General features: G+C 64.0%; 10 protein-coding genes. 3 read left to right on the forward strand and 7 right to left on the reverse strand.

Annotation, left to right across the window (positions count from 1 at the left end; genetic code table 11):
* Positions 1–1,246 precede the first annotated feature (1,246 nt).
* From carB to AC0NID_RS13400, 4 genes are all read right to left on the reverse strand, one after another.
* Entirely contained in the window at positions 1,247–4,750 is a 3,504-nt protein-coding gene (gene carB / locus AC0NID_RS13385) for a carbamoyl-phosphate synthase large subunit (protein WP_473454429.1), read from the reverse strand.
* Positions 4,751–5,002: 252 nt separating this feature from the next.
* Complete coding sequence (locus AC0NID_RS13390) at positions 5,003–5,878, reverse strand: SH3 domain-containing protein (RefSeq protein WP_473454430.1); 876 nt, start codon at positions 5,876–5,878, stop codon at positions 5,003–5,005.
* A gap of 337 nt (positions 5,879–6,215) precedes the next feature.
* Positions 6,216–6,974 (reverse strand): metallophosphoesterase family protein, encoded by a 759-nt coding sequence (locus AC0NID_RS13395; RefSeq protein ID WP_473454431.1) that lies wholly within the window; start codon positions 6,972–6,974, stop codon positions 6,216–6,218.
* Positions 6,975–7,033: 59 nt separating this feature from the next.
* Entirely contained in the window at positions 7,034–7,390 is a 357-nt protein-coding gene (locus tag AC0NID_RS13400) for an ArsR/SmtB family transcription factor (protein ID WP_473454432.1), read from the reverse strand.
* A 192-nt stretch (positions 7,391–7,582) separates the two neighbouring features.
* Here AC0NID_RS13400 and AC0NID_RS13405 point away from each other — a divergent pair, with 192 nt between their 5' ends.
* Positions 7,583–8,761 carry an MFS transporter gene (locus AC0NID_RS13405; protein WP_473454433.1) on the forward strand — a complete coding sequence of 393 codons (1,179 nt, stop codon included), beginning with the start codon at positions 7,583–7,585 and terminating at the stop codon, positions 8,759–8,761.
* A gap of 29 nt (positions 8,762–8,790) precedes the next feature.
* Here the strand turns inward: AC0NID_RS13405 and AC0NID_RS13410 are convergent, their stop codons facing one another.
* Complete coding sequence (locus AC0NID_RS13410) at positions 8,791–9,249, reverse strand: MarR family winged helix-turn-helix transcriptional regulator (RefSeq protein WP_473454434.1); 459 nt, start codon at positions 9,247–9,249, stop codon at positions 8,791–8,793.
* Positions 9,250–9,447: 198 nt separating this feature from the next.
* On the opposite strand from AC0NID_RS13410, the gene AC0NID_RS13415 reads away from it, so the two are divergent.
* On the forward strand, positions 9,448–10,242 hold the full coding sequence (locus tag AC0NID_RS13415; RefSeq protein WP_473454435.1) for an SDR family NAD(P)-dependent oxidoreductase: 795 nt from the start codon (positions 9,448–9,450) through the stop codon (positions 10,240–10,242).
* 11 nt (positions 10,243–10,253) lie between these two features.
* On the opposite strand, the gene AC0NID_RS13420 is transcribed toward AC0NID_RS13415, so the two are convergent.
* Positions 10,254–10,853: a LysE family translocator gene (locus AC0NID_RS13420; protein ID WP_473454436.1), complete on the reverse strand. Its 600-nt coding sequence runs from the start codon at positions 10,851–10,853 to the stop codon at positions 10,254–10,256.
* A 96-nt stretch (positions 10,854–10,949) separates the two neighbouring features.
* Between AC0NID_RS13420 and AC0NID_RS13425 the strand changes: the two genes are divergently transcribed.
* The gene (locus tag AC0NID_RS13425; RefSeq protein WP_473454631.1) at positions 10,950–11,819 is read left to right on the forward strand and encodes a LysR family transcriptional regulator; all 870 of its coding nucleotides are present in this window, start codon (positions 10,950–10,952) and stop codon (positions 11,817–11,819) included.
* 63 nt (positions 11,820–11,882) lie between these two features.
* Here the strand turns inward: AC0NID_RS13425 and AC0NID_RS13430 are convergent, their stop codons facing one another.
* Positions 11,883–12,536 carry a dihydrofolate reductase family protein gene (locus AC0NID_RS13430; RefSeq protein WP_473454437.1) on the reverse strand — a complete coding sequence of 218 codons (654 nt, stop codon included), beginning with the start codon at positions 12,534–12,536 and terminating at the stop codon, positions 11,883–11,885.
* Between the last annotated feature and the right edge of the window lie 50 nt (positions 12,537–12,586).

Here is a 12,586-nt window from a genome sequence, read left to right on the forward strand (position 1 = left end):
CCAACGTTCTGGAATTTTCCAAACAGGTTGAAATTGAAGGATAGGCTGCAGCGGGGGAGCATTAGTCTAGCCATCCGAAATACGCTCTTCCCTTGGACTTGACGGTCGCGCGACCGTGTCTCCAAAAGCGTCGGTAAATGCCAAGGTCGCCTGCAAGAGGACGCTCGAGGAGATCGTATGTGCAGAAACCGACGGCAATCGACAACATCGTCGTGATAGGTGCGAGTAGGAGGCGAAGAGGGTCGCCCAATGCCAACTGGTCCACTACGGCGATAACTGACGCGACGAAAAAGTAATGTGAAAGGTAGATCGAGTAGCTTGCGTCGCCTGCACGCTGCATCAGCGCGGTACTGACCCTGGTTTGAGATCGTTCAAGTCCCACCGCCCCACGCTACAATCAGCCGGAGGGAACGCCGAACCTGAAAAACGTGTCGGTCGGGGGCGCGACGGGGATGCTGCCAATCACGAAGAACTCTCCTCCAAAGACAAACCAAGCTGTCCCGACGGCGAGGCAACCCCACCACGTACAGCATTTGAGCTTCGCCCAGGGAACGGGACGCACACGGCGATCAGCATTCCGACAACGAAATCCAGCACGTTGGGTCGGGTATAGAAGAAAGCCAACACCCCATGGTCGGACAGATTTTCAATGAAAATGCCGACAATTGAGAGTATATTTAAAATTATTGAGATAAATGCAATGCAAAATACGGCGGTGCGGAGTTTGAGAAGGCAATTGAGTCATAGAGTCGGGACGTGCCACGAGCCCGATTTTAAGGATCGCTCGGCTACGCGCAAAAGTTGACGCTGTTAAAACTAAGCACCCCAGCAACGACAGAAGAGGCAAGGGGATCGGCGCTACGAAATCCTCGAAAGAGCGTTTGGATGCGTTTCTGGATACTCTCCGCACAGCACCTGGTAGTGCGGATCAACGTTTGGCAAATTTTGTGATGGTGTCGCTAGGAAGCGGTCTCTGGTAAATATAAGAATTATGATGGAGTTCGCAAACCAGCTGGGAGTTTCGGTTGGTCAGAAAGCTGACCGTTTTACCCTGTCTCAAAAAATTGGCGAAGTATTAAAGGGAATGAGGCCGTCGGATAGAGAAAAATACATGGACGTCCTTCACAGATGGACAGCCAAAAATCATCGCTGCAGGAATGGGAGCAAGATTATTGTGAAGGGATAAATTCATGGCCCGGCAGCACTCCGTCTGCTGGCCGTCTCGCCCTCAAGACTAGCCTGCTGCCTACGCAAAGTACTCCTGCAGCGGCCTGACCTCCAGGCTCCCCGCCCGCAGCGCCGCAATCGCCTCCGCCACCGCCGCAGCGCCAGACAGCGTCGTATAATACGGCACTTTCTGCATCAGCGTGGCGCGGCGCAGCGATTTCGAATCCGACACCGCCTTCTGGCCGTCCGTGGTGTTGAAGACGATCTGCACCTGGCGGTTGCGGATGGCGTCCTCGATGTGCGGGCGGCCTTCCAGCACCTTGTTTATCTTCTCGGCGACGACGCCGTTTTCGGCGAGGAAGCGGGCGGTGCCGGATGTGGCCATCACCTTGAAGCCCTGGCCGGCGAGGCGCTTGACCGCCGGCAGGATGCCCTTCTTGTCCTCGTCGCGCACCGAGACGAACAGCGTGCCCGCGCGGGGGAGATCAACACCCGCCCCTAACTGGCTCTTGGCGAAGGCGAGCGCGAAGTCGCGGTCGAGGCCCATGACCTCGCCGGTCGAGCGCATTTCCGGGCCGAGCAATATGTCGACGCCGGGGAAGCGGGCGAAGGGGAAGACAGCTTCCTTGACCGCGATGTGGCCAGGATTTCTGGGGTCGGGCATGGCGCCGTAATGGGCGAAGGCGTCTTCCAGGCTCTCGCCGGCCATGATGCGGGCGGCTATTTTCGCGATGGGACGGCCGATGGTCTTGGCGACGAAGGGCACGGTGCGCGAGGCGCGCGGGTTGACCTCGAGCACATAGACGGTGCCGTCCTTGATCGCGTACTGCACGTTCATCAGGCCGCCGACATTGAGCGCGCGGGCGAGCGCCGCCGTCTGGCGCTCCAGCTCGTCGACCAGTTCCGAAGGCAGCGAGTGCACCGGCAGCGAGCAGGCACTGTCGCCCGAATGGATGCCGGCCTCCTCGATGTGTTCCAATATGCCGGAGACGAACGTCGACTTGCCGTCGCACAGGCAGTCGACATCGACCTCGATGGCGCCCGAGAGATAGGTGTCGAACAGCAGCGGGTTCTTGCCCAGCAGCGTGTTGATCTGGCCTGTTTTGTCGTTGGGGTATTTCTGCTTGATGTCCTCCGGCACAAGGCCGGGCACGGTGTCGAGCAGATAGGTCTGCAGCATGCCCTCGTCGTGGATGATCTGCATGGCGCGACCGCCGAGCACATAGGATGGGCGCACCACCAACGGGAAGCCGAGCTCGCCGGCGACTAGGCGGGCCTGCTCGACCGAATAGGCGATGCCGTTCCTCGGCTGGCTGAGGCCGAGCTTGTGCAAGAGCTTCTGGAAACGGTCGCGGTCCTCGGCGAGGTCGATCATGTCAGGCGAGGTGCCGAGGATCGGGATGCCGGCCTTCTCCAGCGCATCGGCGAGCTTCAGCGGCGTCTGGCCGCCGAACTGGACGATGACGCCGACCAGCTCGCCCGACGCCTGCTCGGCGCGCAGGATCTCCAACACGTCCTCCGGCGTCAGCGGCTCGAAATAGAGCCGGTCCGAGGTGTCGTAGTCGGTCGAGACGGTCTCCGGATTGCAGTTGACCATGATCGCCTCGAAGCCGGCCTCGCGCAGCGCGAAGGCGGCATGGCAGCAGCAATAGTCGAACTCGATGCCCTGGCCGATGCGGTTGGGGCCGCCGCCGAGGATGACCACCTTCTTGCGCGACGAGACCTGTGCCTCGTTGGCGAGCGCGCCGGCGAACGGCATTTCGTAGGTCGAGTACATATAAGCGGTGGGCGAGGCGAACTCGGCGGCACAGGTGTCGATGCGCTTATAAACCGGATGAACGTCGAGCTTTTCGCGAATCTTTTGAATCTCTTCCACGTCTTTCCTGACCAGGGACGCGAGGCGGGCATCCGAGAAACCCATCGCCTTCAGCATGCGCAGATTGGCGACGTCCCCAGGGATGCCGTGCTCGCGGATGCGGTCTTCCATGGCCAGGATGCCGGCGATCTGCTCGAGGAACCACGGGTCGATCTTGCACATGGCGTGCACGTCTTCCAGCGAGGTGCCCATGCGGATCGCCTGCGCCACCATGCGCAGCCGGTCGGGCGTCGGCGTGCCGAGCGCGGCGCGGATGGCGTTGCGATCGTCGACATGGCTGGCCGGGGCGCTGCCATGGCCGATGCCGGGGATCTCGATCTCGTCCAGACCGGTGAGGCCGGTTTCCAGCCCACGCAAAGCCTTCTGTAGTGATTCCTGGAAAGTGCGGCCGATGGCCATGACTTCGCCGACCGACTTCATTGCCGTGGTCAGCACCGGCTCGGCGCCGGGGAATTTCTCGAAGGCGAAGCGCGGGATCTTGGTCACGACATAGTCGATGCTCGGCTCGAACGAGGCCGGCGTGGCGCCGCCGGTGATGTCGTTCTCCAATTCGTCCAGCGTGTAGCCGACGGCGAGCTTTGCCGCGATCTTGGCGATGGGGAAGCCGGTCGCCTTGGAGGCAAGCGCGGAAGAGCGCGAGACGCGTGGGTTCATCTCGATCACCACGAGTCTTCCATCGGCAGGATTCACGGCGAACTGCACGTTGGAGCCGCCGGTCTCGACGCCGATCTCGCGCAGCACCGCGATCGAGGCGTTGCGCATCATCTGGTATTCCTTGTCGGTCAGCGTCAGCGCCGGGGCGACGGTGATCGAATCGCCGGTGTGCACGCCCATCGGGTCGATGTTCTCGATCGAGCAGACGATGATGCAGTTGTCGGCCTTGTCGCGGACAACCTCCATCTCGTACTCCTTCCAGCCCAGCACGCTTTCCTCGATCAGCACTTCGGTGGTCGGCGAGGCGTCGAGGCCGGACTGGACGATGTCGTAGAATTCGGCGCGGTTGTAGGCGATGCCGCCGCCGGTGCCGCCCATGGTGAAGGACGGGCGGATGATGGCGGGCAGGCCGACATGGTCGAGCGCCTGCGCCGCGATTGCCATGGCGTGGCTGATGTAGCGCTGCTTGCGGTCGCCCTCGCCGAGGTTCCAGCGCGTTTCCAGCGCGTCGAGCGCGGCGTCGAGATTGTCGGGCTTCTCGGCCTTCAGCGCTGCGCGCTCGACCTCATGCCTCTTGCGGTCGGCATCCTTGACGTCGGTGGCGTTGGCCAGCATCGACTTCGGCGTTTCCAGCCCGATCTTGCTCATCGCCTCGCGAAACAAGGCGCGGTCCTCGGCCTTGTCGATGGCCGTGGCGTCGGCGCCGATCATCTCGACATTGTAGCGGTCGAGCACGCCCATGCGGCGCAGCGAGAGCGCCGTGTTCAGCGCGGTCTGGCCGCCCATGGTCGGCAGCAGCGCGTCCGGCCGCTCCTTGGCGATGATCTTGGCCACCACTTCGGGCGTGATCGGCTCGATATAGGTGGCGTCGGCCAGCTCCGGATCGGTCATGATGGTGGCCGGGTTGGAATTGACCAGGATGACGCGAAAGCCCTCTTCCTTCAGCGCCTTGCAGGCCTGGGTGCCGGAATAGTCGAACTCGCAGGCCTGACCGATGACGATGGGGCCGGCCCCTATGATCAGGATCGACTTGATGTCGGTGCGTCTTGGCATATCGAGGGTCCGTTCGGCAGGCGGCTTGCACGAAAAACCGGACGGGAAGACCCGGCCGGTTGTGCTCGCGATTCTGGTATCAGGCTAGGAGGGCCTTATAGGGAAGAGTTTTGCCTGATGTAACCCCCTAAAATGCGGGTAGGGCGTAGGGCAGTAGGGCAGTAGGGCAGTAGGGCAGTAGGGCAGTAGGGCAGTAGGGCAGAGGTTCGAGCGCCTTTAAACATATTGCCCTACTGCCCTATTCCCTAACCACTAATCTCCCAACGCCAGGGTATCAGGAATCTCGAAGCGTTCGGACACGCCGACGCGGATCATGTTCAGGCTGCCCTCGCGCGTGTAGCGGAATTCGCCGGGTGCGTCGGAACCGGCCGGCAGACCGGCCTTGAAGCTGATGACGCGCATGCCCCCGTCGGGCCAGGTCACGGTCACCTCGGCTTTGTCGCCCGTGTGCACAACGCCTGCCTTGCAGCTGGTCATCGGCTGGCCGACATAGCGCGCACAGGGAATCTCGTTGCCGGCACCAGGGATCGGCGTCCTTGGCGGCTGCAGCCGGGCAACGGCTTGTGCGTCGGCCGGAGGCGCCGCATTGGCAGCGCGATTCTGGATGGGCTGGTCCGACGCGGCTATCTCCCCGGTCGATGGGTTTGCGCTGGCTGCGAGCGCCAGGCGGTAAGCGTCCTCGATGGCCGCCCTGCCGATGGCCTCAGTGGCCGTCATCGTGGGTTCGGGACCGCTCGCGCCCAGGCGGGCCGTCAGATCGGGCAGCGGCTGATCCGCGGTTGCCGGGTTCGAGGCCTCGGCCGCCGGGGCGGCGCTTTCGCCGGTCGTTTCGGTTTCCTCGTCCGAAACGGCCGTCGGATTCTCGGGGTTCAGGTAGCGCGCGGGAGCCCATCCGGTCAGTTGCGGGTTGTCAATCTCAGCAACTTTGCACCAGCGGTAGCCGTTGACGTCGTTGCAGCCGAGATTGTTGACGCTCGTGCCATTTGGCAGCCGGGCCTTGATCTTGCCCATCGCCGATGCCGTGGCGCGGACGTTCAGGAGATCGCCCGGAGCGAGTTCGGTCACGATCGAAACGACCTCCTCGGCCCTGGCCGGCAGCAGCGCCGTCAGTAGCAAGGCAATCAGCACGTGCAGCGTCGTTCGGAGCGAAATTGTGCGCCTCATCACCTGGCCGTGGGCGATAGATTGCATGGCCTAAGGGCGCGGCCAGGCACGGAAAGCGCCACCGCATGCCAAGCCGGTTTATAAGCGACGACACGGCGCCAGGTAACCCCGAAAATGCGGCGCCGGCGTGAACTCGTTCCTCGTTCAGCCTGGCATGAAGGTGTTCGGCCTGGCGTGAACAAGTTCAGCTCTCGCTCAGCCGGACGGCATGAACGCGTTCCGCGTTCAGTCTGGGAGGCATGAGCTTCGCTCAGCCTGGCATGAGCTCGTGCCTCGCTCAGCCTGGAGGCATGAGCTTCGCTCAGCCTGAAATAAACCCGGTGCGTAGCGCGTGGGCCCATTCCGTCCGTCCCGCCTGCTCGGCCTGCCGCGCCGCCGCCTCGTGGTCGTAGTCGACGGCGATGGCCTCGAAGCGGTCGGGGCGGCCCGGTCTGCCCAATTCGACGATGCCGTAACGCGCGTGCGGAGAGCCTTGCTCGGAAACATGCGCCGGCGGTGTTGGATCGTCGTAGGCGGGGCAGCCGATGCTGCCCGGATTGAAGACAACCGGGCCGTCGGGGATGCGGATCAGTTCGCTGCGGTGGCTGTGGCCGCACAGCACGATGCGGCAAGCGGGGTCGAGCGCGGCCAGCCGTCGCTTGATGGCGGCGAGCGGCGCGCGCACCAGCCGGCCATCGGCCATCGTATCGGTCAGATATTTTTCGTCATGGTCGGGCCGGGCATGGAAGGCGGTCACCTCAGGTGTGATCTCCAGCGTGAGAGGCAAGGCGAACAGCGCCTCGCGCTGTGCCGGCGTCAGCCGGTCATGCGCGTAGCGGGCCGAGGGCCACATCGTGTCGTCGAGCGGATCGCGGGCGACATGGCGGTCATGATTGCCGCGCACCGTTGGCAGGTTCAGCGTCTCAAGCCGCGCAAACGTCTCGCGCGGCCAGAGCGGGCCGGAGACGCAATCGCCGAGATTGACGACAAGCTCGGCGCCGCCGCGCTGCCGCAGATCGTCAAGCACGGCGTCCAGCGCCAGGATGTTGCCGTGGATATCGGCGAGGACGGCAATGCGCATAAGGGTAGCTCCGTGGGCAGGGCAGCGTTTTCTTCGCCCCGCGAAGCGGGGAGAAACCTTCAGGCGTGGATTTTCGTCTCGTGGGTGCCAACCGCGGGCAGTGCCGTATCGTCGACGGCAGCGGCAATGACGCTATCGAGCAGGCCCGGAAAACGGCGGTCGAGATCGTCGCGGCGCAGCGTGATCAGCCGGCTGGTGCCGACCACCTCGGCGCGAGTGACGCCGGCCTCGCGCAGCTTGGCCAGATGATAGCTCAGATTGGTTTTCGAGCCGAGATCGAGGAACTGGCTGCAATTCAGCGGCACGCCCTCCTTGCTGGCGAGGTAGCGCACGATGGCCAGCCGCGTCGGGTCTCCGAGCACGGCAAGCACGTTCGGCAGGCTTATCTGGTCGGCTGTGGGATGGGGCAAGGTCATGCGTGGGAACTAAGCACAGCTGGGGCAGATTTCAACGCGTATCTCCTTGGCGGGCGTAAGCGGTTCTTGACGTCATTCGGGCCTATCCTGACACCGGGCTGTCAGCAGGCTTCGATTAATATGGATGAGCTCATTGACATCGTGCCCTGTTATATTCAATTGTTCAATAACTTTTGAACTAAGGATTTCGCCATGGACAAGCGCCTCATCTGGCTTGCGCTCGGGTCATTCACCATCGCGACCGAAGGCTTCGTCATTTCAAGCCTGTTGCCCGACATCGCGGCCGATGCCGCCATCTCCGTTCCGCTCGCCGGGACACTGATCACCGCCTTTGCGCTCGCCTACGCGATCGGTGCGCCGATCCTGGCGACGCTTACCGGTGAATGGGACCGGCGGCGCGTCATCCTGTGGACGCTGGCGTTCTTCGTGCTGGGCAATCTGGCTGCGGCGCTGAGTTCGTCCTTCGAACTGCTGCTGGTCGCGCGCATCGTCATGGCGCTGTCGTCCGGCCTGTTCGCGGCGACGGCGCAAGGGACGGCCGTAGCGCTTGTCGATGATCATCACCGCGCCCGCGCCATTGCCGTCGTTGTCGGCGGCACGACGGTGGCGGTGGCGGTAGGCGCGCCGCTCGGCGCGCTTGTCGCGGCCGTCGCCGGGTGGCGCGGCACATTCTTTGCCATTGCCGGTCTCGGCGCGCTGGCCGGCGCGATCCTGTGGTACCGGCTGCCGCGCGGCATCATCGGCACGAAGCTGCCGCTCGGGCAACGGTTGGCCGCAGCTCTTCGCCCCGGCGTGCCATCGATCCTGCTGACCACGCTTTTGGCGCTCACCGGCGCCTTCACGGTCTTTGCCTTTGTCGCGCCGCTGGCCATCGAAGGCGGAGGCTTGAGCCCGATCGCGCTGCCCGGCATGCTGCTCGCCTTTGGTGTCGGCGCCGTCATCGGCAACATCGTCGGCGGGCAGGCCGCCGACCGCTTCGGCGCGACGCGCACCGTCAGCTGGTCGCTGGCGCTGAGCGCGGTCATGCTGGTTACGTTTTCGCTGATCCCGACATTCTTGCCGCGCGAGATTGCTGGACCGGCGCTGATGGCCATGATGGTGCCGTGGGGCATTGTCGGCTGGGCCTTCCCGCCGGCGCAGGCCAGCCGCATCATCAGGCTGGCGCCCGATGCGGCGCCCATCGTGCTGTCGCTCAACGCCTCGGCGCTCTATTTCGGCGTGGCGCTGGGCGCGGTCGTCGGCGGCGCGGTGCTGCGCTATGGTGCGCCAGCCGATCTCGGCCTGGTCGCGGCGGTGTTCCCGATCGTGGGGCTCGGCGTCGTGCTGGCCAGCTACCGGGTCGCCCGTGAGGTCGCCATGCCGGCCGAATGAAGTCTGGCTGCTGCCGCCCGCCTGAGACCTCAGGTCGCTGCCGGCGGCAGGTCAAAATCCAGCGCGGCGAGGTCATCCAGCGCCGCGCGCAGCTTTGCCGCCTGCTCCTTGCCGACCATGTCCTCGAAACGCTGCTGGGCGACGCGCCACAGCTTCATGGCTTCATCGAGCTTGATCAGGCCCTGCGGCGTTAGCCGCACACGCTTGATGCGGCGGTCGTCCGGATCGGCGAAGGTCTCGACATAACCGTCGCGGATCAGCGGTTTCAGCGTGTGGCCGAGCGCCGACAGGTCCATGACGAGGGCCCCGGCAATGGCGCCCATGGTCGGCTCGTCGCCGATATGGATCTGGTAGAGCAGGCCCTGCTGCGTGGCCTTCAGGCCCGAGGGAGCCAGCACATCGTCATAGAATTGGCCGAGCTTGCGCGTCGCGCGGCGCAGCATGGCGTTGTTGCAAAGGGTCAGGCCGGGCAGCGTGGCTTGGGTCATGACGATTCCTTTGGGAGTTGAACGGCGTTCGGCCGGGTCCCACAAAAATAACCCTTGGCCGATTGATTGACAAGATAGTGGCATATGCCTAGTTTCATAAAGTGGCATATGCCACTAAATGTATATGATGGCTGAGGAAAGGCGAGGGGGTTCGCCCGCCATACCGGCAGCCAAGGTTGAAACGGAAGGATCAGGAAAATGAGCAATCAGGAAAACAAGGGCACGGCGGTGGTCACCGGAGCCTCGTCCGGCATCGGCGCGGTCTATGCGGACCGGCTGGCGGGGCAGGGCTATGATCTGGTGCTGGTGGCGCGCCGCGCCGACCGGCTCGAGGAACTGGCGGAGAAGTTGCGCCATGCCTATAGAAGCAAGGTCAGCGTCATCAGTGCCGACCTCGCCGACGACAACGATGTCCGCCGCGTCGAGCAGGCGATATTGGCCGACGAGAGCGTCACGCTGCTGGTCAACAATGCCGGCCTCGGCGGGGCGCAAGTGGTGGCGACAGCCGATGCCGACCTCGCCGAGCGCATGATCAAGGTCAATATCGTCGCCTTGACGCGGCTGACGCGCGCGGTGCTGCCGGGGCTGCTGTCGCGCAACCGCGGCGCCATCGTCAACATCGCCTCGGTGCTAGCCTTCGACACCTCGTTCGGCGGCATCTACAGCGGCACCAAGGCCTATGTCGTCAACTTCACCGAGGCCTTGCAGCGGGAAGTCGCCGGCACCGGAGTGAAGGCGCAGGTGGTACTGCCGGGGGCCACGCGTACCGAATTCTGGGACGTTGCCGGAAGCGATCTTGCGAATGTGCCGCAAGAGATCGTGATGAGCGCCGACGATCTGGTCGATGCAGCGCTTGTCGGCCTTGCCAAGGGCGAAGCCGTGACCGCGCCAGGCCTTGCCGACGCGGCCGGACTGGACGCCTTTCTCGGCGCCCGGCAGGGGTTTTTCGGCAGCCTTCTGGCGGGCAAGCCGGCGGCGCGTTACGCCGCCTGAAAGTCGGGCATCTATGCTGGCTGCCACATCGGAATGATCGACGCGGCGAGCAGCAGGCCAAGCACCGCGTTAAGCACGCGCCACTGCCGCTCGGTTCTAAGCAACCGGGCGAGCAGCGTGCCTGCCACGCACCAGGCCGACAGCGACAGCGCGGCTGCCAGGCCGAAGACTGCGCCGAGCAAAAGCGCGAGCTGCAGCGGTCCGTCGGCAAGTGCTGCGAACGATGCCGCCGCGCCAAGCCCCATGGCCCAACCCTTGGGGTTCATCCATTGCAGGCCGGCGCCGCCGAAAAAGCTGTTCGGTTTGGCCATGGCCACGTCCAGATTGGGTGGACCGCTGCGGCCGATCTTGAGGGCGAGCCAGATCAGGTAGAGCGATCCGGCGATCTTCATCGCCAATTGCAAGGACGGGGCCGCCGCCAGCAGGCCGGCGAGCCCGGCGGCACCGGCCGCTGCCACCGTGGCAAGGCCGGTGGCGCTGCCGGCCATCAGCGGAACAGAGCGGCGAAAGCCGAACTGTGCCCCGGACGCCGTCGATAAGGTCGTGGCCATGCCGGGCGTGGAGGTCGAGACCAGCGCGAACAAGACGAGCGGAAGGATGGCCTCAAGCATGCTGTTTCCTTTGTTGGGAGCCGCATGTTAGGCGCTGTCGTTAATCAGTAAATGCAATGTTTGCCATGGTTAGCATTAGAGAATATTATGCAACTCATGATCCGCAATCTCGACACGGCCCTGATCCGGACTTTCGTCACCGTCGCCGACAAGGCCAGCATGACGGCGGCGGCGAACGCGCTGCATTTGACGCAAGGCGCCGTTAGCCAGCAGATCAAGCGGCTGGAGGAGGTTTTTGGCTGCAGCCTGTTCGAGCGCGACCGGCGCGGATTGCGGCTCACCCGCCCCGGCGAGCGGCTGTTTGGCAAGAGCAAACGCCTGCTCAGCCTCAACGACGAGATCTTGGGCGAGATGGCGATCAGCGCGGTTGCGGGTGAGGTGCGGCTCGGCGTGCCGTATGATCTGGTTGGCACCATGCTTGCGCCGATGTTGAAGACTTATGCCGAGACCTATCCGCAGGTCGAGATTTCGCTGGTCTGCGCCTCGTCGCCGGAGCTTGCGGCGGCCTTGGCGGCCGGCACGATAGACCTTGCCGTGATCGAGGAACCGGTCGGTCCGTCCGCCGGCGAGTGCCTTGCCATCGACCGACTGGTCTGGGTCGGCGCCAAAGGCGGCATAGCCCGCCGCAAACGGCCTTTGCCGGTTTCAATGGTGGCCGACACCTGCGCTTTCCGCCCAGCGGTGCTAGCGGCGCTCAACGAGCATGGGCTGGTATGGCGGACCGTGTTCGAGAACGGCAACCTCGACGCGACGATGGCGACTGTGCGTTCGGACCTGGCCGTCACCACCTGGCTGGCGTCCACCGTGCCTGCCGATCTCGATATTCTGTCCGCCGATCCGGAGCTGCCGGCCCTGCCGAATTTCTCGATCAATTTGCACCTGCCGAAGCATGGTATCGGGCCGGCGGCGCAGGAATTCGCCGCGTGCATCCGCGACGGGTTGGCGCGGCGGCAACAGGCGGCGTGATCGGCAAAACAGCAAAGGGACGGCCGGTGCCGGGCCATCCCCTGTTAACAGTGGCGCGGTCGCCTACTTCCAGGTCCGGCGCCTCTCGATCTCGGCTTCGGACGGCTGTTCCTGGGCGAAGGAACCAGTCTTGATCTCACCGGCGCGCTCATAGGTCGCCATGATGACGCCGGTGGTCGATGCCTGCGAGCGGTTCAGCTTGAAAGCCGCCGGCATTGCGCCGCTGCCGAACAGCCGCTTGCCCTTGCCCAGCACCAGCGGGAAGATCAGCAGGCTGATCTCGTCGATCAGGTCGTTGGCGAGCAGGATCTGGATGAGTTCGCTCGATCCCTGGATGAGCAGGTCCGGCCCATCCTCCTGCTTGAGCTGGCGCAGCGCGGCCACGACGTCGTCGCCGAGCGACTGGCTGTTTTGCCAGGACAGCGTATCGGGCCGGTGCGTTGCCACATATTTGGTGGCCGCGTTGAAGCTGTCGGCGATCGGACCGCTTTCCTGGTACGGCCAATGGGCGGCGAAGATGTCGTAGGTCTTGCGGCCGAGGAGCAGCGCGAAGGGTTTTGCGAAGGTCTCACCAATAAAGGCGCCCCCGACGTCGTCCCAGTAATGGAACGTCCAGCCACCGAATTCGAAGCCGCCGACCGGGTCTTCTTCCGGTCCGCCAGGCGCCTGCATGACGCCGTCGAGACTGACGAATGTCGCAGTGATGATCTTCCTCATCGGATTCTCCTTTTTCATCATCCAGGCCGTCAGGGCCGGATTTCGGCCAA

Source organism: Mesorhizobium sp. WSM4821 (assembly GCF_055901555.1).